18 protein-coding genes are annotated in these 20,065 nt (G+C 61.2%); 10 read left to right on the top strand and 8 right to left on the bottom strand.

All coding sequences use genetic code 11. From position 1 onward, the window contains the following. Positions 1–42: 42 nt before the first annotated feature. Both EHV23_RS11920 and EHV23_RS11915 read right to left on the bottom strand, forming a co-directional pair. Positions 43–1,260 (bottom strand): aldose 1-epimerase family protein, encoded by a 1,218-nt coding sequence (locus EHV23_RS11920; RefSeq protein ID WP_125096276.1) that lies wholly within the window; start codon positions 1,258–1,260, stop codon positions 43–45. Positions 1,261–1,602: 342 nt separating this feature from the next. Continuing rightward, positions 1,603–2,217 (bottom strand): IMPACT family protein, encoded by a 615-nt coding sequence (locus EHV23_RS11915; protein WP_125096275.1) that lies wholly within the window; start codon positions 2,215–2,217, stop codon positions 1,603–1,605. Between the two features lie 206 nt (positions 2,218–2,423). On the opposite strand from EHV23_RS11915, the gene EHV23_RS11910 reads away from it, so the two are divergent. The 9 genes from EHV23_RS11910 (at position 2,424) to EHV23_RS11870 (ending at position 10,904) form a co-directional block, all read left to right on the top strand. Continuing rightward, positions 2,424–3,023, top strand: a complete 600-nt coding sequence (locus EHV23_RS11910) for a hypothetical protein (protein WP_125096274.1) — start codon at positions 2,424–2,426, stop codon at positions 3,021–3,023. A gap of 501 nt (positions 3,024–3,524) precedes the next feature. Next, the gene (locus EHV23_RS11905; protein ID WP_125096273.1) at positions 3,525–4,922 is read left to right on the top strand and encodes an SLC13 family permease; all 1,398 of its coding nucleotides are present in this window, start codon (positions 3,525–3,527) and stop codon (positions 4,920–4,922) included. 155 nt (positions 4,923–5,077) lie between these two features. After that, complete coding sequence (locus EHV23_RS11900; RefSeq protein ID WP_125096272.1) at positions 5,078–5,419, top strand: ArsR/SmtB family transcription factor; 342 nt, start codon at positions 5,078–5,080, stop codon at positions 5,417–5,419. Between the two features lie 70 nt (positions 5,420–5,489). Then, a complete protein-coding gene (locus EHV23_RS11895) occupies positions 5,490–5,930 on the top strand; it encodes a VOC family protein (protein WP_125096271.1) in 441 nt (146 codons plus the stop codon). Between the two features lie 74 nt (positions 5,931–6,004). Then, positions 6,005–6,481, top strand: a complete 477-nt coding sequence (locus EHV23_RS11890; RefSeq protein ID WP_158615960.1) for an ArsI/CadI family heavy metal resistance metalloenzyme — start codon at positions 6,005–6,007, stop codon at positions 6,479–6,481. Positions 6,482–6,663: 182 nt separating this feature from the next. After that, on the top strand, positions 6,664–7,119 hold the full coding sequence (locus tag EHV23_RS11885) for an ArsI/CadI family heavy metal resistance metalloenzyme (RefSeq protein ID WP_158615959.1): 456 nt from the start codon (positions 6,664–6,666) through the stop codon (positions 7,117–7,119). 139 nt (positions 7,120–7,258) lie between these two features. Beyond that, the gene (locus tag EHV23_RS11880) at positions 7,259–8,995 is read left to right on the top strand and encodes an ATP-binding cassette domain-containing protein (RefSeq protein ID WP_158615958.1); all 1,737 of its coding nucleotides are present in this window, start codon (positions 7,259–7,261) and stop codon (positions 8,993–8,995) included. Positions 8,996–9,116: 121 nt separating this feature from the next. Continuing rightward, on the top strand, positions 9,117–10,193 hold the full coding sequence (locus EHV23_RS11875; RefSeq protein ID WP_125096267.1) for a methyltransferase domain-containing protein: 1,077 nt from the start codon (positions 9,117–9,119) through the stop codon (positions 10,191–10,193). 27 nt (positions 10,194–10,220) lie between these two features. After that, a complete protein-coding gene (locus EHV23_RS11870; RefSeq protein WP_125096266.1) occupies positions 10,221–10,904 on the top strand; it encodes an aquaporin in 684 nt (227 codons plus the stop codon). A gap of 295 nt (positions 10,905–11,199) precedes the next feature. Here the strand turns inward: EHV23_RS11870 and EHV23_RS11865 are convergent, their stop codons facing one another. The 6 genes from EHV23_RS11865 to EHV23_RS11840 form a co-directional block, all read right to left on the bottom strand. Further along, a complete protein-coding gene (locus EHV23_RS11865) occupies positions 11,200–12,597 on the bottom strand; it encodes an L-lactate permease (RefSeq protein WP_125096265.1) in 1,398 nt (465 codons plus the stop codon). A 163-nt stretch (positions 12,598–12,760) separates the two neighbouring features. After that, on the bottom strand, positions 12,761–13,477 hold the full coding sequence (locus EHV23_RS11860; protein ID WP_125096264.1) for an MOSC domain-containing protein: 717 nt from the start codon (positions 13,475–13,477) through the stop codon (positions 12,761–12,763). Positions 13,478–13,591: 114 nt separating this feature from the next. Further along, positions 13,592–14,185 (bottom strand): hypothetical protein, encoded by a 594-nt coding sequence (locus EHV23_RS11855; protein WP_125096263.1) that lies wholly within the window; start codon positions 14,183–14,185, stop codon positions 13,592–13,594. Next, on the bottom strand, positions 14,182–15,345 hold the full coding sequence (locus EHV23_RS11850) for an AAA family ATPase (RefSeq protein ID WP_125096262.1): 1,164 nt from the start codon (positions 15,343–15,345) through the stop codon (positions 14,182–14,184). The genes EHV23_RS11855 and EHV23_RS11850 overlap by 4 nt, the downstream gene beginning before the upstream one ends. Before the next feature lie 12 nt (positions 15,346–15,357). Next, the gene (locus EHV23_RS11845) at positions 15,358–15,801 is read right to left on the bottom strand and encodes a hypothetical protein (RefSeq protein ID WP_125096261.1); all 444 of its coding nucleotides are present in this window, start codon (positions 15,799–15,801) and stop codon (positions 15,358–15,360) included. A gap of 72 nt (positions 15,802–15,873) precedes the next feature. Further along, positions 15,874–17,613: a Ppx/GppA phosphatase family protein gene (locus tag EHV23_RS11840; protein WP_125096260.1), complete on the bottom strand. Its 1,740-nt coding sequence runs from the start codon at positions 17,611–17,613 to the stop codon at positions 15,874–15,876. A gap of 282 nt (positions 17,614–17,895) precedes the next feature. Between EHV23_RS11840 and ppk1 the strand changes: the two genes are divergently transcribed. Continuing rightward, positions 17,896–19,956, top strand: coding sequence for a polyphosphate kinase 1 (ppk1, locus tag EHV23_RS11835; protein WP_125096259.1), 2,061 nt, complete (start codon positions 17,896–17,898; stop codon positions 19,954–19,956). The last annotated feature ends 109 nt before the right edge of the window (positions 19,957–20,065 follow it).

Below are 20,065 nucleotides of genomic sequence, written 5' to 3'. Positions count from 1 at the left end.
CATGTGGTGCCGTTTTCAATGCAACAGGGTCCGGTTGCAGGCTCAGTGCTTGGGCAGGGCCACCAGCGGCTCTTCGCGAACCGTGGTTTCACGGCCATTCTGGATGGTTTCGACGCGCTTGAGCGCATCGTCCACCTTCGCCTTGCCGGAGAGCAGCGTGTAGGTAATCATGAATTCACGGCTCTCTTTCGGCCCGATGGTTGGCACCAGCTTTAGGTCACGCTGGTAGCGGCGGTTGTACGAGAAGCTCGTACCCGGCTCCAGACCCGTCACATAGCCCTGCCCTTCGGTATCGGTGTTCTTCCACAGCGAGAAGGCCGGCAGCTGGTTGATGTTGAAGGCCAGGCTCACACCCAGTTCACCCTTGGCGTTGTGCAGCACCGCCAGCGTGTTGCCATCGTCATCCCCATACGGGAAGACGTTGTAGACGGTCTCGTCATAGTCCTTCGTTGGAGCACGATAGGTCTGCCAGGTGGGCAGGTCGGCCTTGGCATAGTCGTTGAACGGCGAGACCTCACGCACCGGGGCGGCAAACTTCGCATCCTTTTCCAGCAGCGGCGTACCGAAGTTGCTGTGATAGAGCGCCTGGTATTCCTTCGCGTAGTCGCCCTGGTTGGTCAGTTTGTCGTGCACCGTGAACTCGGTGGCGCCCGGCACCGTGTTCAGCTCGGTGTCGATCACGAAGTCCACCTTCTTGAAAGCCTGCTGCTTCAGCTCGCCCTTCAGACGGATGGTGTAGGGCGGCTTCTCGTCCACCGACAGCACCACCTTCGTGGCCGGCGTGTTGGCGGCCAGACCGTGCAGCGTCAGCAGCGTGCCATCGGTGTCCTCACCCGGGTGGCCCACCCACTCATAGCCGCAGCGGGTCACCAGCTCGTTGAAGCCTTCCAGCCAGCCCAGCCCGTTGCGGCCGTTCAGCTCGATGAAGGCCGGGTTCACCACCTGCTTCACCGGCGAATCCCAGCCCAGCCGCACATCGCCGGCCACCGCATGCAGCACGTTCATGCCCCGGGTGGGCACCACGGTGATCTTCATCGCGCCGGTATCAATCTCCACCAGCGTCACCCCTTCCTGACGGCCACCATGCAGACGCTTCGTGGTCACCGAGAACGGCTTGGCCGCCTTGATCCCCAGCTTCGCACTGGTGATGTGCTGGGCGGCCATCGGCTTGTCCGTATCCAGCAGCGTGGTTTCCCAGGCCATGGCCGAACCGGCCGACAGCATGGCGATGATCCCGACGGAAATGGCAGAACGTTTCATGAGGCACTCCTCGAAAAGAGAACAGTTAGGGGCCCCCGACCAGCCTGGGCAGCATGGTGCATGGGTGCCCCGGGGTCCATCGCGCATGAACGCGCCGAACACCGACAGAATGTCACTTTATCTTAAATGCCAATATCACCGACTCGATAAGGCCCCTGTTCTGTCTCGGGTATTTCCGCCGCTACCAAATCACCGGGCATCAACGACCGGGCATCAACGACCGGGCATCAACGACCGGGCATCAACGACCGGGCATCAACGACCGGACATCAACGACCGGACATCAGCGGGCCGGACACCAGCAGCCGGGTACGACGGGATGGCGCCTTCCGGGGCGTGCTGTCAGACCTCTTCCGCTTCATCCGGCGCCAGCCACTGCACCCGGCCATGCCCGGCATCATCCAGCCAGTGGCGAAAAGCCTCTGCCTCCGGGTCGGGCAGCTGCAGCCAGGCCGTCACGTCGGCCCCATGGGCCACCTCCTGCAGCACGCCGCCCCGGGCCGCCAGCTCGCGGCGCAGACTGCCCTCCAGCTCATAGCCGATCCGGCAGCCCAGCACCACCTGCCGGATGATCGGCACCCGCTCGGCCTGCTGCAGCGCCGTGGCCACGGTGTCCGTGTAGGCCCGCACCAGCCCGCCCGCCCCCAGCTTGATGCCCCCAAAGTAGCGCACCACCGTGGCCAGCACGCCTTCGAGCTGCTGGTGACGCAGCACATCCAGCATCGGCCGGCCGGCCGTACCACTGGGCTCGCCATCGTCCACCGCCGCCGACTGTCCGCCGGCCAGCAGCGCCCAGCATACGTGCACCGCCCCCGGATGCAGATCCTTCAGTCGTGCCACCTCGGCATAGGCCTCCGTGCGGCCACTCACCGGCATCACCCGCCCCAGAAAGCGGCTTTTCTTTATGACCAGCTCCGACTCCACCGGCCCGGCCAGCGTCGCCCATTCCGTACTCATCGTTCCTGTTCCAGGTTCTGCATCGTGCCCCCGATCAGCCAGCCATCAGACAGCCTTTTCCACCGTCCACCAGTCTTTCTGTCACAAAATCAAACACTTGGCAACCAGCAAAAGGATTTAGCAAAAAAACGGCCATGCTTTGCCGTCCACAACCGGCCGTGTCACGCTACGATTATCCCGTTTCTCAATCCGAACCGGACAAATCCATGCGTCTTCTCCCTGCGACCGCCTCCGCTGCCCTGCTGCTGACGGGCCTTCTCGCCGGCTGCGCCTCCACCGGCGTCGTCGATTCTGCCGATCCGCACGCCCCCATGCACGACGGGCGCCGGCCCGTGGACGGCGAATCCATGGCCCGCTCGCAGATGGATGCCGACCCCGGCAAGGCCGAAACCGTACGGCGCGACGACGGCAAACCCGACTGGGCCGCCGTCTACGAAAGCCCGCAGGGCACCCGGTACCGCGAGCAGCAGCTGATCTATGTGGACCGCAACAGCCTGAAAGAGCACAAACTCGACAACAAATACACCTATTTCACCGCCATCACCCGCGAAGTTCGCCCATCCAGCAGCGGTGCCCGCATCCAGGAACTGGCCGTGCTATGTGAAGGTGCCCCCATCGCCCCGGCCACCTCACTGCGCGGCGAAGGCGTGGAGAACAGCGACGGCAGCTACCGCGTCAAACGCGCCAAGGACAACCTGACCTCGCTGAACCAGTTCTCCACCCAGCGCATCCCCATCGATGCCAAGGTGCCCAGCACCTTCGTCGTGCGCGCCATCTGCATGCTGGGTACCGATCCGCACCGCTGACGGCGGCACACCCTGCGCCACCGGACACACCTGCCCGGAAGAGATGTACATCCAGTCGACGCACACGCGGCCGGCCCGCAACCACCGGTGAAGCCGGCACGCACCAGCCGGTCGTAAACGACTGGCCAAGCCCCCTCAACCGAACAGCCCCTGACCATCGCGGCATCTGGGGCTGTTCCCTTTGGGGGGCATCTCCCTGACAGGCACACCCGGCCCGGGAATTGATATTGCGCGCACGGATCAACCTTTGGTGGGTATCTCCCTGACAGGCCCACCAGGCAGCGCACCACCTCCCTGACAGGGCACATCCCGGCAATACCGCCAGCCCATCAGGGAAAACCCCAGCCCGCCCCCCTGCATCCCCGCCGCTCGACGGCTGATATCGTGAACATGAACACAGTTTGATCTGGGGCGTACTCCCGCATGAAAGGCGCCCTCTATACTTGGGTCAGCAGAATCAGAATTCATAACTGACTCCCGCCCAGCGCAAACGGAGACATCATGCAAAAAACGGCCGAGGAAGCCCCGCTCAACAACCCGTCGCTGTTCCCCCAGGGGACGCACAAGTCCCTGATCACCATGGCCATCGGCGCACTGGTCTCGTGGGCCACCTACCACGCCCTGCCCTACGAGCCCAGCGCCAACATGGGCCTGGCCATTCTGGTGTTCATCGCCATCCTGTGGTTCACCGAGGCGCTGCACATCACCGTCACCGCCATCATCGTGCCCGTCCTGGCCGCCGTCAGCGGTATCAAGGGCATGGACACCAAGGCCGCCCTGGCCGGCTTTGCCGACCCCATTATCTACATCTTCTTCGGCGGCTTTGCGCTGGCCACGGCCCTGCACGTGCAGAAGCTCGATCGCAAGATCGCCCTGTGGCTGATCTCGCTGTCGCGCGGCAGCCTGCTCATCGCAGTCATGGCGCTGTTCTGTGTCACCTCGTTCCTGTCCATGTGGATCAGCAACACCGCCACCACCGCGATGATGCTGCCGCTGGCCATGGGCATGATGGCCCACCTCGACCGCGAGAAAGACCGCAAGACCTTCGTCTTCGTACTGCTGGGCATTGCCTACGCCTCCAGCGTCGGCGGCCTGGGCTCGCTGGTGGGCTCGCCCCCGAACGCCATTGCCGCCAAGGCGCTGGACCTGGACTTTGCCGGCTGGATGAAATATGGCCTGCCCATGATGCTGGCACTCACCCCGCTCGTGCTGTTTTCCATGTACGTGGTGCTGCGTCCGAACCTGAAGATGAAGATCGACGTGAGCGGTGATCCCATCCCCTGGAACCTGCCGCGCGTGCTGACCATGCTGGTGTTCATCATCACCGCCATTGCATGGATCATGGGCACCCAGATCAAGGCCACCTTCGGCATCGCCGCCCCGGACACCGTGGTGGCGCTGGCAGCCGCCGTGACCGTCGTGGCCATGGGCCTCGTCACCTGGAAGGACGTGGCCGCCAACACCGACTGGGGCGTGCTGCTGCTGTTCGGCGGCGGCATCACCCTCAGCAGCCTGCTCGACAAGTCCGGCGCCTCGCTGGCGCTGGGTCAGGCACTGGCCTCCAGCTTCACCACCACCGATCCGTTCTTCGTCATTCTGGCGGTGACCACCTTCATCATCATCCTCACCGAGTTCACCAGCAACACCGCCTCGGCCGCGCTGCTGGTGCCGGTGTTCGCCAGCATCGCCACCCAGCTCAACCTGCCGAAGGAAGCGCTGGTGCTGGTCATCGGCATCGGTGCCTCCTGCGCCTTCATGCTGCCGGTGGCCACCCCGCCGAACGCCATCGTGTTCGGTACCGGCCTGATCAGACAGCGCGAGATGATGGCCGTGGGCATGGTGCTCAACGTGCTGTGCATCATCCTGCTGACGCTGTGGGCGTATTTCTTCCTGAGGTGAAGCAGCCCCCGATGTAAAGCGGCCTCGATGTGAGGCGACCTGTCCGGAGGGCGGACGATACGCCCTCCGGTATCTGAACGAATCGGCTTCTGCCGGCCAGGCACTGTCAAAAATAGTGGGTTATGCGACCCTTTTATTTCGACTATTATTGAAATATGGAAACATCGAATGCCGTTGCCGCACTGGCAGCACTTGCACAGGAATCACGTCTCTCCGTTTTTCGTCTGCTGGTGCGTGCAGGGCCGGCGGGTCTGGCTGCCGGAAGGATCAGCACTGAATTGGGTATCCCGCCATCGTCGCTGTCCTTTCATCTCAAGGAGCTGCTGCATGCCAACATGGTCCTGTCCCGGCAGGAGGGGCGCTTTGTCATCTATGTGGCCAACTATCAGACCGCTTCGAACCTGATCGGCTTTCTCTCGGAAAACTGCTGCGTCGGCAGCCCCTGCGACTGCGGGTCGTTGTCGTCATGCTCACCCAAATCAGGGCGTGAGCGATGAAGCCAAAGTCTGCGGGAGCGGATCCAGACCCAGTCACTTGTATTGCATGCCCTCATGATGGAGATTGGCAATGATTGTTCCTCACATCGAAATTCCTGTTTCTTCATTGAAAGACGGCCTGAGTTTCTATCAGGCACTGCTGGGAATCCGGCCACAGGTCCTGGCGGACGGGCATGCAGTGTTTCGGGCATCAAATCCACCAATGTCCTTGCGACTCGTGGAGCAACATGGAAAGCAGGAAAAACCACCGGGAAACCATGGACACTTCGGTGTCCAGATGAAATCATCCGCCGCGCTGACAGACTACCAGCGCCGGTTCGCCGAAATTGGCGTGCGCCTGAAGGTCACCCAGAACGATGTGGAGTGCTGTGGCTCCGTTCAGAACAAGATCTGGGTAGAGGATCAGGACAGAAATGGCTGGGAGCTTTTTGTTGTGATCGAGCAGGATGTCGGAGGAGGCTGCGGCGACGATGTCGAGAGCTGCGTCAACTGCCCGTGCAACTTCGCCTGACATGCGCGGGAGGAAGTCTCTGGCGCATGTGAAAGCATGAACGAAATGTCCATTATCAGGGAGGAGTCATGAACATGGATAAATCGTCATTTTCCGCAAGCAAGGGATGGAACAAGCGTCCTCACATCAACATCAACGTCAACGACATCGAGGCATCCACTGCCTTCTACTCAAACCTTTTCGGCATGCCACCTTCGAAAAGACGCGTCGATTATGCCAAGTTCGAATCCAGTGATCCGCCCATGAATGTGGCATTGCTTGAGTTCCCGAGCCCGAAGAAACGGGACGGCCACTTCGGCATACAGGTCAAATCCAGCGCTACGGTTGAAGAGGTTGGTGAGCGCCTGAAGAAGGCCGGCGTAAAAATCAAGCAGAAAGAAGAGGAGGTGGCCTGTTGCTACTCGGTGCAGACGAAGGTCTGGACGGTGGATCCGGATGGATATCACTGGGAGATTTTTGTGTCAACGGGAAACGCCCCAAATGCCGCGTGCACGTCGGACTGCGACTGTATCTGCTATGACCCGAAGACGGGTGGGTGTACATGGTCATGATGCACAGTCCGCTTTCTGCGTGACCGGGACAAACACACACCAGCAGGCGTGTACTACGGCGCCCCGTGTATAGAAGGCAATATTACCAAAATGACTTGCCAGCAACTATTGTGATTATAAGGGAGTGTAATATGGAAGGGACTGTCAAAAACGATAAGACGCAGACTGGGGATGCACCCGTCATGGACAGTGTTGTCGATTTTCCGACAGATCAGCGTCTTCACATCAGCATAAATGTGAATGATCTATGGAAATCCGCCAATTTCTATAGGCATATTTTCGATGCAGATCCGGTCAGGATGGAAAAAGGGTATGCCAAGTTTGAGGTGCACGAGCCGGCGATCAACTTCGCCATCAATGAATTTCCAAACAACGTTCTCCCAGAAGGCCACTTTGGAATCCAGCTGGATTCGCATGATGATCTGGAAAAGAACTTCAACCGACTGAGCGAGGCGGGATTCAGCATATTGACGGAAGATGGCGTTGCCTGCTGCTATGCACGACAGGACAAGTTCTGGTGCGCTGACCCTGACGGCTATCGATGGGAGTTCTTTGTTACGACCAGTCAGGAGGATGTTGATGAAGGATGTGGCCCGGACTGCATCTGTCATCAAGATATTCAACGTACCGTGATCTGACACACAGGCGGCAGTATCACGGGCTTTTGGTAACTACGCGGGGGTTGACATTCGCATGCCCCCCGCAAAACGCTGTTGGGCATCCCCTTCAGGGAGCCCCTCTGCGTGATTCCTTCCTGATTGTATGGGAGCAGGAAGCATGAAGCAGGATATTGCGGTGCTGCGGCGTGTCATGAGTTTCTTCTGGACACGAGACGGCACCCTCATGAAGCGTCGCATCATGATGGCGCTGACGGCGATGATCACGGCAAAATTGATCGTCGCGGGACTTCCTGTCACATACAAAACCATCATCGACGACTTCACGCATGGTTCAGAAGGAGGGGGAAACACCGTTGACCTGGTTTTGCTGCTGATCGCAATCTACGCGTTGGGGCGTCTTGTCAGCGTTGTTCTCATTCAGTTTCGTGATGTCGCATTTGTCAGTGTGTTGCACCAGGCGCGCCGGGCAATTGCCACGGACGTGTTTCGCCGGATCCTGGCAGTTGACTACAGCTTCTTTCTGAACAACAAGGTTGGAGAGGTTCAGCAGAAGGTTGATCGTGGTGTACGGTCGGTCAGCTCCCTGACAGACTACCTTCTGTTCAACATGCTGCCGACGATGTTCGAGATACTCGTTTCGTCGGTGGCCATTGCCATTTTTCTTTCGCCCTGGCACGCGCTTGTCATTGTGGGATCCGCAGTACTGTATGTGTTGTTCACGGTGTGGGTGACAGAATGGCGATTGTCACATCGAAAGGCCATGAACACGGCCGAAAATACGGCAAAAGGCGTCGCCGTTGACGCCATCATGAACGCAGAAATCATCAAGCTGCATTCGGCAGAGCACCATGAAGTGCAGCGGTATGCGCATGCACTGAGGCAGTATGAAGATGCCTCGGTGGTGAGCGCACGCGGGTTGGCTTTGGTCAACATGGGACAGGCGGCCATCATTGCCTTGGTTCTTCTGGTCGAGTTGCTGACAGTGGGGATGGGCGTACTTGACGGGTCAAGCACGATAGGCCAGTTCTCGATGGTCAACATCTACCTGCTGCAAGTGTTCACACCGCTGGGCATGCTGGGTTTCGTCTACCGGCAGATACGTTTTTCGCTCACTGACCTGAGCGGCATGTTCGAGATGGTGGATTCCAAGCTACCTGATGAGACAGGCGAGAAGCCACCTTCCAGTGCGCATGGCCGTCCGGCTTCAAATGTCGGCCCAGTTCTTCCCATCGTTTTTGAGAATGTTTCATTCGGTTTTGGCGAAGAAGGCAAGCAGATTCTGTCACATGTCAATCTGAGGATTGAGCCCGGCAAGGTGCTGGGAGTCGTTGGCACGACCGGGGCAGGAAAATCCACGCTCCTGAGACTGCTGTTCGGGCTCTATACACCGCAGGAAGGACAAATCCTCATCAATGGCGTGCCTCTTCCGGATATCGACGTTGCGAGCTATCGCCAGCGTCTTGCCATCGTTCCGCAGGACACGATCCTGTTTCACGACAGTTTGCGTAACAACATTGCCTATGGCCTTGATGATGCCCGGGACGATGACATCATGGCGGCAGCAAGGGCTGCGGAAATCTCTGACGAGTTGCTGTCCGGGCCTCACGATCTTGACAGAACGGTTGGCGAACGGGGAGGAAGCATCTCGGGAGGGCAGAGGCAGCGTGTGGCCCTGGCACGCGCGTTGCTGCGCAAGCCCTCCGTACTCGTACTGGACGAACCCACTTCCGCACTCGATGAGAAGACCGGGCGCCAGGTCATGGAACGCGTATATGCGTTGGCCAGGGAGCAAGGTACGGCAGTGATCATCGTGACGCACGACATGAGCAACGTTGCAGATGCGGATGAACTCGTCAGGGTTGAAGACGGAAGCGTCAGTGCCGTTCATCGTTGACTGATAAAACGCGAGGTGTCGTCATTTCATGGATGGCGGCACCCGTTTCCATAGGCAGGAGCCTTGCAGCAGGCAACCAAGGCTCTGCATTGAAGCAAATCGTTCACAAGAGGAGGAAATCATGCCATCCTTCAATAGCATCCAGTCCAGAGTCGATGACATGACAAACTATTACGGAAAATCGTTGTCTACATCGAATGACCTTAAATCCAACGTATGTACCATCGAGGAGACAACTTCACACAGAGAGGCAGATGTATACGCCAAGCTGCATCCGGAGGTCCTGTCACGTTCGTACGGCTGCGGCATTCTGGTGCCGCCTGCACTGGAGGGTGCACGTGTTCTTGATATTGGCTGCGGTTCCGGACGAGATGTTTTTTCGCTTTCGCAGCTTGTAGGTCAATCAGGGAGCGTCATCGGGATCGACGCAACACAGGAACCCATCACCTTTGCCAAAAGAATGACAGACTGGCACATGCAGGTTTTTGGTTACGACAGACCCAATGTCGAATTTTTGGTCGGAACTATGGAGGACCTGGCGACTGCGGGAATTGAGGACAATAGCGTTGACGTTGTTGTGTCAAACTGTGCCATCAATCTTTCGACGGCGAAGGAACGGGTTCTCAAGGAAATTCTGCGTGTTCTGAGACCCGGTGGTGAGCTGTATTTTTCGGATATCTTTTCAGATCGGCGGCTTGACCCATCCTTGCGAGACGACCCCGTCCTTGTCGCTGAATGTATCGGAGATGTGATGTACTCCGGAGACTTTCATTCCATGATGCGAGATCTCGGTGTCCGCGAAGTACGCGCCGTACGGAGTTACCGCAAGATTGTCCGAAACGAGGAGTTTCGCAGAAGTATTGGGCGCGCACAACTCGAATCCCGTCTTTACCGGGTTTTCAAGCTCCCCCTGGAAGACAAGTGCGAGGATTACGGTCAGGCTGCCGTCTATCTTGGCACCATGGATGGGCATGAACAGGAGTTCATGCTTGATGACGGTCACATGTTCGAAACCGGCAGGGCAAAGCTGGTGTGTGGCAATACTGCCATGATGCTCGCAGACACCCGTTATGCGAAACACTTTCGGGTCTTCGGTGACAGATCTCGCCATCTCGGGCGTTTTGAGGACTGTGCTGACCCGAATCCTGCCTCCGATGACTCTCGGGTTCCCGTGGGCAGGTCTTCCTGCTGTGGGTGACATTTATACAATGGGGGAGAATGACAAATGAACGACTGTCTCTATCGCCGCATGGCGGCAGAAGCACTGGGTAGCTGTATTCTTCTTGCCACGGTCGTTGGGTCTGGCATCATGGCTGATCGGCTGAGTACAGATCCTGCCGTTGCGCTGCTTTGTAACACGCTGCCCACGGGTGCCATTCTGTTCGTACTCATCACTGTGATGGGGCCAATATCCGGTGCGCACTTTAACCCTGCTGTCACTCTGGCATTTGGTCTGCGCCGGGAGATTGCGGTAAAGCCAGCCACACTGTACGTACTCATGCAGCTGGGGGGCGCCATACTCGGAACATGGCTTGCCCATGCCATGTTCGACATGCCGTTGTCGCAGCTTTCAGACAAGGTCCGGGCCAGGCCGTCACAGTGGATTTCAGAGGTCGTCGCAACTTTTGGGCTCGTTTTTACGATTCTTGCCGGGCTGCGTGTCAAGGCCGATGCGGTTCCGATGCTGGTGGGCGGCTATATATCCGCTGCCTACTGGTTTACAGCATCCACTTCTTTCGCCAACCCTGCTGTTGTACTTGCCCGGGCATTTACCGATACCTTCTCTGGAATACGGTTGCGTGATGTGCCCGCCTTCATGGTCGCAGATTTTGGGGGTGCCCTGCTGGCCTTGTGGCTCGCCTGCTGGCTTTTTCATGACATCGACGGGCACCAGCATGAACCGGCCTGACAGATGCTCCTGGTTTGCGTTCATGACCTTTTCTGCAGCGAGGCCGTGAAAGGATGCGCCCGTCGAAGGGGCTGATCACTGGCGCGACACCGTGTGCCAGATGAATGGATACGGTTCTACAGCCCGCAGTCCCCACGTCGGGCACTTCACATGAAGACCACCGCCAAAGTTTACGCTTTGGTGGCCTGAACCGTGAAGGTTCCGCTGAGTCATTACAGGCATTGCATGCCCACGCATGGCACCCTGTCAGTATACGGCTGGAGCCAGCGCAAGGATGAATGAGTCCATGACACACTCACGCCGCCCACAACAACATGCCGCACACAGCCAGCCCCGACACCACCACCAGCCCAACAGCCAGCACACTCACCTGCACCCATCGCAGCTCCGGCACCGCCCCCGGCGGCGCCAGCTGCACCGCCAGCTCCACCTTGCTTGGCGAAGCCATCAGCAAAAAGGCAGCCGCCACATTGTGGATGGACATAAAGGCCAGCACATCCACACCCAGCGCCCGGGCGATCTCCGCCTGGGTGGTGGCCAGCATGGCATTGGCCCCCGAGGTCGAACCCGTGATGAAACCGCTGACGGCCCCCACGAATGGGCCGATGCCGAGATAGATGCGCCCCCCTTCAGCCAGGGCATGCGCCAGCCAGGCAGCCATGCCGGAAACGGCCATCACAATCCCCACCAGAATGAACAGCCCGGTGACCGGCGCCACCCGCTGCCATGAATGCCAGGCACTGAGCCGGGGCTGGGCGTCCAGCCGGCCACCCGTGAACCAGAGGGTTGCCACGAACAGCCACAAGGCCGGCGAGGCCACATAGCGCCACGCGGGCGGCAGGCCGAGCACCCTGATGCACAGGGTGGCAGCCAGCACCCCGCCCAGCAACAGGGCATAGGTGATCAGACAGCGTCGAGCGGACGGAGAAAGCTCGCCCCGGCCACGCCCCCCGATCCCCAGATAGAGCGCGGTGACGAGCGACGCACCCAGCGCCCCCGCCGGCGCCGTGCCAAACAGCCAGTTGGACACGTAGATGACGGCCCACAGCAGAAGCCCGGATGCCGTGCCGAGCAGCCACGCCCGGATGCGTTCATGCGGCGCCGCGGCCAGCCAGGCGGCCACCACACCGGTCACCACGAAGGGCAGCACGCTGTAATGGGCCGACCCCATGCCCAGATCGTAAAAGGAGAGCCCGGCCATGTTGGCCCCGATCAGGGTACCGGGCCCCATGGACCCCCAGGGCACGGTGGAGAGCCCCAGAAGCCCGATCAGGGCAACCTTGCGGGGCGGCAGGCCCGCATGGGCGAGCAGCGGGATGCCGATGGTGATGCCGATCCCGAAGCCCGTCATCGATTCGGCAAACGGCGTGATGCCGTGCACGATCAGCAGTACCGTGCCGATGCCCGGTCCGGCACGATCACGGATCCAGCGCGCCAGATCCGCCTGTGCGCCCGAATGCTGCAGCACCTGTGACATCCACAGGCCGCCGCCGATGATCAGCAGCACCTCCAGCACGATGGGCGTCCAGCGCACCACCGCCGGCCAGATGGAAGACGACGCCACGGGGAACGCCAGCACAACCGCCAGCAGGGTCGCTGCCAGCCCCAGCCAGGCCGCACGCAGGGCACTGATGCCCGCCAGCAGCGAAACCACCACCGCAAGAATGGGCAGACCGCTGAGCAGTGTGTTCATGGTGTCTCCTGGTTATTCTGTTATCTGGCTGCTGGTCCTTCCCACCAAACCCCGCCCTTGACCGGAGCGTATCATGACAGCCGACTGCCAGCAGCCCGGACCCGGTAAAGCCAGGATTTCCTCGCAGACTATCACCCAGATGAGGCCATCCCGGAGGCTCCCTTCACGGGCAACTGGCGTGCTCCCGCAACCACTGCACCCGCTGCATCAACCGCCGGCGCCAGTCAACGGCCAGCCCTGCCGACTCGGCCAGCGCCTGCAACGCATCGACATCCGGCTCACGGCCAAGCACCCGATCCCAGAATTCCGCCACCGTACAGGCATCTGACTGCCGCTCGGCCAGCGCCAGCACATCCCCTTCGGCCACCACCCCCGGTTCCATCACCCGCGCATACCAGCCCGTCATGCGTTCGTCCTGAATGTAGCGCGACAGCGTCGGCACCCCGAAGCGGGCATTGAGCTTCCAGCATGGGCTGCGCGGCTGGCTCAGCTGCAGCACCACCGAGCCGACTGTGTACACATCGCCAATGCAGACCTCGTCATCCGGCAGCCCCTGCAGCGACAGGTTCTCGCCAAAACTGCCACAGCCAAACGCCTCATCCGGTGCCGGAAAGGTCTCGCACAACTGCGCATAATGCTCGACGGCATAGAGGTGCACCGCCTTGTCGGGGCCGCCATGAAAACGCAGATCGGCGATCTGGTCACCAGCCAGCCCCTCGATTCCCACCGCAACCGCTCCCACCTGCCGGCGCTTGCACATGCCCGTCAGGTGTCCAGTCTCGCCGATGACGGTCAGGCCGCCGGCGAAGACGCCGAGGACACTGGCGCGGCAGGATTGCGCAGCCACACCGACAGATTTCTTTGGAATCTCCTGCTTCAAGATCGCCTCCTCCCCAGCCGACCACGCCGGTGTCAGACCGTCCCTTATGGTGAATGCCTGTTATACCCGATGAACGCGCAGGTCATCAACAGGCGGCCGGCACTGCCGATGCCGTCACTTCCCTAATTGGGCCAGTGCTCGGCGCGCGCGTGCCAGACTGGGAGAGCGCTCTGCAGCCCGTTCGGGTGACCACACTGTCCTCACCCACTCCGTCAGGCGCGTGTTGTATCCCAAGCCCTGGCTTGCCTTGGCTCCCTTCTTGATCACGAGGTCAACCCTGATGGCGCGGGGAGCATATTCTGCCAACTTGAGCAGATGGCTCTTGGGATCCGGAAGCGAGTCGGGGTCGGGAGGAAGCTTTCCCTTATTGCCAATGAGACTCCGCATGCCTTCATGATCCGCCATAACCCAGGATTCTATCTCGCGAACCGCAACACGGAGCAGCAGGTTATCAGGAAGGGCACCACGTACACCGCGCCAATCATTCAAAAGAGCCAAAGGACAATGGCGATCATCGAGATCGGTAATAATCAAAACCGGCTGCCGGGCAGCCACCTGTCGCCATTTATCCATACCACTGTACAAGTACCCGGCACCGTCACGCCTCAATTTTCGCAAAGAAGCGCCGGCAAAGTGACTATCCTCGATCAGGCGGCAACCAATGGCCTCACTGAGTTCATCCTCGGTTGCCAGCACAATACCCCTCACTTCCACAATCCCAATTGCTCCACACGCCCTGGCCGCGTCATCGGAAGAATTGTTTCTGCGACAGAAAGCCCATCCACAAGCATCTGAAGCTCGTCATCCGTCAGCCCCCTGGCTCCTGACCCCTCGCTTGCGGGAACCAGAAGAATCACCCCACGTCCATCAATACCCTTGTTGTCCAGCATCGCCTCGCTATGAGTGCTGATCACAACCTGACGTTTTCGCTTTCGACCCCGCTGCAAGCGATCAATGATCACAGGAATCTGCCTGACCACCTCATTATTCAGAGAAATCTCGGGCTCCTCCATCAACAGCATGGAACTTCCTTCAAGCAATGACCACAAAATACCTATCAGGCGCAACGTGCCGTCGGAAAACTGCTCCTCCGTCTGCCACCCGGCCTTCGGCCTGTGATGCTGATACATTGCCTCAAGGTGAGGACGCCCAACCTCGTCCCTCACGAAACGCAAGTCCTTGAAATGTGGAACCGCCAAGGACAGCGCCTCGCCGATTTTCCGAAGGCGTGCATCACGCGTTTTTTCCGGAGTCCTTGCAATACGGTCCAGAAACCCCTGACCAAAAGGATCGTTTTCGAGTCGATTCCCTCCAATCTGTTCCGAAAATTTCAACAATTGGGGGACCAGATGAAGATAAGTGATATTTCCAAAAAACTCCGCCAGCTTCCTGAACCGTGCATTGGCCGCGATCTGCTCGAGCCTGGTTTGAGTCAAAAGGGCACGATCCCTGACATCGTCATCGTCGGGGCGATTGATTATCCTCTGCTCACCCTCCCAGACCTGTTCCCTCGAAACAAGAATCCGCTGAGCCCCCTTCCCCTCTGGCTTGAAACCAAGGACGTATCTCCATGACCCCCCCCCTTCATCGCCATCATCGCCATCATCGGAAAGGTGAACATCAATCAACACCTCAGTATCGTTACGTGCATGCAGGCACCTGACTTTTACGATACCACCCCTGTCATCCACCGCACTCTGCAGCCCGCCCCCCTTTGGTTTGCTGATATCGCGCAGAAACCTGAATACATCCAGCAAATTCGACTTCCCCGATGCATTCGGCCCCAACAGATAACTCACATCCTGAAATCGAGCATCAAAAGCCTTGAAATTGCGCCAATTCTTCAGAATCAAGCGGTTTATCTGCATGAAAGGACTCCTTCAGACATCATTATCTACACCGAACGGCTCGTCATCATCGCCCAACTCATCCTCATCCCCCGCCAGCGCCGCCTCCGCCTCATCCAGCGCCGTGAAGCTCACCCCCTCATCCTCGGGGCGCGACTCGGCCAGCGCCTCCACGCGAGCCACGAATTCCTGCCGGTCGATGTCGCCATCGATGTACATCTCGCGCAGCGAGCGGTATTCCGGATCGGCCAGCAGGTCCACGCCCTGACGGGCCATCTCGGCCTCGGCCTCCAGAAATTCCTCCAGCTCCTTCAGATAGCGCGCATCCATCCCGCCCTGCGGGGTTTTCAGAAACTCGTCGTGCTCCCCGTCCGCACCGTGCCCATGATGGGAAGTGTCCGGTTCAGGCGTGGTGTCGTTGCCGGACACAGCAGCCCCTTTGTCCTCGTCGTTCATTGTCCTGTCTACCTTTGGCATGGGAAAAACGATCCTGCACAGGCCCCTTCACATCAAGGCATTGTGCCAGTCAACAGGAAGGCAAGCCCCTGCTCACCCCTCTTCCACCGCCGGCGATCCCCCCACCAGCACATAGCTCACATCCCGGAACACGCCCACGCGGCCCCATTCCTCGATCTCATCGCGCAGCGACTGGTCGGTCAGCGGGTGCTGCTCGGCCCATTCGGCAGGCAGCGAAATCACCCAGCCGGCCTCCGGCCCACCCGGCAGCGCCCGGATGGTGATGGGCGTCTGCCGGCCATCGCGGCGGCGCTGCAGAATGACCGCCAGTCGCAGACACAGCACCATCTGCCACTGGGCCATGGTCGGCTCCATGGCCAGCACCTTCTTGAGCTTGCCGCTCTGGCCCAGCACCAGCATGGACAGCTCCTGCTGCTCCATGGCCGAGAACCCCGGCAGATCGGCGTTGGCCAGAATATACGCGCCGTGGCGGTGCGCGTTGTCGTGCGCGATGAACGAACCGATCTCGCGGATGCGGGCCGCCCAGATCAGGCTCTCGGCCTCGCAGGGCAGCGGCCGGCCGCCCATGTCGACCAGCCCGCCGCTGGCCGCGGCATCGGCCGCCGCCGCCAGCCCGGTGGCATCGCCAGCCCCGGCCTGCGAGGCGCCGGTGTCATCGGCGGCCGTGCCGGCCCGGATGGCGGCCACGGCGGCCTTCTCGTCCGATTTGCCGGTTTCCGACACCTCGGTGGCCAGCTGCACATTGACCTGCGTGCGCGAGCCCTTCAGCTCGGCCAGCAGTGCACAGGCCACCTCGGCCACCTGCCGGCCGTGTGAATCGTCCATCCGGTAACGTTCGACCAGATGGCTGATGGTGATCTCACGCTGGTCGGAGCCCGACTCGCGCCCCAGCAGGTCGTACAGGATGCCCTCGCGCAGGGCCGAGTCGCAGTAGCCCATGGCCTCGATGCCGAACTCGTCGAACACCGCCTGCATGGCGGCCAGTCCGCCCACGATGACCGGCTGCCGGTCGGCACGCAGCCCGGGCAGGTCGGCCAGCGCGTCCACATGCCCGGCACTCAGACAGAGCTGTTCCAGCTGTTCCAGCCCCTCGCGGGTGATGGCCGTATGGCCGAAGTTGGCATTGACCAGCGCCAGCAGCGCCTTGGCCGTGCCGGAGGTGCCCACCACATACTGCCAGCCCAGCCGCCTGAAGGCATGCACGTGCTCGGCCAGCCGCTCGCCGCAGTGCAGCCGGGCCTTGCGCAGGATGGCGCGGGAGATCTTGCCGCTGCTGAAGAACTGCTGGGTGAGCGACACGCAGCCGATCTGCAGCGATTCACGCCGTTTGGGCTGGTCGTCGATGCCGATGATGCACTCGGTGGAGCCGCCGCCGATGTCGATGACCAGCCGCAGCTGGTGATCGAGCGGCAGACCGTGCGCCGCGCCCAGATAGATGAGGCGGGCCTCCTCACGCCCGGCCACCACCTCGATGGGGTGGCCCAGTACCGCACTGGCCTCCTTCAGAAAGGGGCCGATGTTGTGTGCCACCCGGAAGGTGTTGGTGGCCACGGCCCGGAAGCCCTCCAGCTCCAGCCCCTCCAGCCGCTCGGCAAAGCGGCCCAAGGCCTGCAGCGCCCGCTGGCGGGCCTCGTCGGACAGGTCGAAGTGTTTGTCCAGCCCGGCGCCCAGCCGGACCGACTCCTTGATCTGGTCCAGAATGCGCAACTGGGGGCCCGCAGACGACTGGTCGATCTCGGCCAGCAGCAGGCGGAAGCTGTTGGACCCCAGATCCACGGCTGCCAGGGGCCGCCTCGGCAGTGAAGCGCTCATCGATTCATCTCTGAAATGCGTCGAACTGCATTCTGCTACAAAAAGCCACCATTCGCCCACGTGCCCGCCCAAAGGGCACGACCAGGGGCAACGAGTTCCTCACCCGATACCTGAAGAGCGTGTCATGGACTCGTTCGTCCCCGCGCTGGCCCCGGGCGTGCAGGACAGGACGGGCCGCAGAGTCCTCAATGGCTTCAAGGCACGGCCGCTGGCGCGTGGTACCGGGACCACTTGCCCCGGCGCCCGCAGGCGCTAAACTGGCAGCAACCGAGGATCCCGAGCGTGAACGACACCACCACCCCCGCCCTGCCCCCGCCGCTGGACCGCGAGCAGGGCATCATCGCCTTCAACCGCCGCGTGCTGACCCTGGCCGAATCGGAGAGCGTCCCGCTGCTGGAGCGGCTGCGCTACATCACCATCGTCGCCAGCAATCTGGACGAGCTGTTCGAGATCCGCGTGGCCGAGCTGAAGGAAATCGCCAGCAGCAACAGCCCGCTGGCCGCCGGTGCCCGCCACAGCATCGGCAACCTGGCCGCCAGCGCCCGCGAGCTGGTCGAGCGCCAGTACCGCGTGCTCAAGCACGACCTCCTGCCCGCGCTGCGCGAAGAGGGCGTGCAGATCTTCTTCCCCGCCGACTGGACCGAACCGCTGCGTGCCTGGGCCCACGAGGTGTTCATGCGCGAGATCGAGCCGCTGCTCACGCCCATCGCACTGGACCCGGCCCACCCTTTCCCGCGCATTTCCAGCAAGACGCTCAACTTTGCCGTCGAACTGGACGGGCGCGATGCCTTTGGCCGCCGTCCGGGTCTGGCCATCGTGCAGGCGCCGCGCGTGCTGCCGCAGGCCTTCCGGGTGCCGCCGGAGGTGACCGGTGTGCCACACGGCATCCTGCTGCTGTCGTCGGTCATCAAGGGCTTCATGAACGAGCTGTTCCCGGGGCTGACCGTCAAGAGCCAGTGCTCGTTCCGCCTCACCCGCAACAGCGACCTGTTCGTGGACGAGGAAGAAATGACCAACCTGCGCAGTGCCCTGAGCGACGAACTGGGCCAGCGTCCCTGGGGCCATGGCGTGCGGCTGGAAATGACGGCCGACACCGGGTCCGAGGTGTCCGAGCGGCTGCGCAAGGAATTCGACCTGGACGAGGACGACTGCTACTTCGTCGATGGTTCCGTCAACCTGGGCCGCTACACGAAGGTCATCGAGCTGGTCGAGCGGCCGGACCTGCTGTTTCCGCCGTTCACGCCCAGCCAGCCCGCCAGCCTGCAGAAAAAGGATCTCTTCAGCGTCATTGCCGCCGGTGACGTGCTGCTGCACCACCCCTACGAATCCTTCCATCCGGTGATGGACTTCCTGCGCAGCGCGGCACGCGATCCGCAGGTGGTGTCCATCAAGCAGACCATCTACCGCACCGGCGCCGATTCGGTGCTGATGGAATCGCTGATGGAGGCGGCCCGGGCCGGCAAGGAAGTCACCGTCGTGCTGGAGCTGATGGCCCGCTTCGACGAGGAAACCAACATCAACTGGGCGGCCAAGCTCGAAGAGGTGGGCGTGCACGTGGTGTACGGCGTGGTCGGCCACAAGACCCATGCCAAGCTGGCGCTGGTGCTCCGCCGCGAGCCGGAGGGCCTGCGCCGCTACGCCCATCTGGGCACCGGCAACTATCATCCGCGCACCGCCCGGCTGTATGAAGATTTTGGCCTCTTCACCGCCAACGAGGAAATCTGCAGCGACGTGCACGAAGTATTCCGGCGCCTGACCGGCCTGGGTACGGCCGGTGGCCTGAAGGCGCTGCTGCAGGCGCCGTTCCGGCTGCACGGCACCATCCTGCAGGCCATCCAGCGCGAAACCGAAGCGGCCCAGGCCGGACGCAAGGCCCGCATCATCGCCAAGATGAACGCCCTGCTGGAAGAACGCATCATCGAGGCACTCTACGAAGCCAGCTGCGCCGGCGTGCAGATCGACCTGATCGTGCGCGGCGTCTGTGCGCTGCGCCCCGGCATTCCGGGCCTGTCGGAAAACATCCGCGTCAGCTCCGTGGTCGGACGCTTTCTGGAGCACAGCCGCATCTACTACTTCTGGGGCGATGGCAAGGAGCCGCTCTGGCTGGCCTCGGCCGACTGGATGGAGCGCAACTTCTTTCGCCGCGTGGAAGTGGCCTTCCCGCTGCGCGACAGCACCCTCAAACGCCGCGTGCTGGAAGAAGGACTGCTCAATTACCTGCAGCCCGATACCGCCGCCTGGCACATGGACAGCGCAGGCAACTACCGGCTGGGCGGCGAGCTGCTCTCGCCCGAACACGACGCCCAGCAGCGGCTGCTGCGCAAGCTCACGGGCAGGGACTGAGGGGCGCAGATCGACCACGGACCTGCCGCGCCCCCCACCAGCGGCCCGGCAGACTGCCTCCGTTACCCTATGCCCCGGACAACCGGGGCTCTGGCCAGCCAGCCCCCCT

The sequence above is a fragment of the Lautropia dentalis genome (genome assembly GCF_003892345.1).
GTDB lineage: Bacteria > Pseudomonadota > Gammaproteobacteria > Burkholderiales > Burkholderiaceae_E > Lautropia > Lautropia dentalis.
Note: the sequence above shows the minus strand (reverse complement) of the source record. Positions and strands in the feature narration are given on the sequence as shown.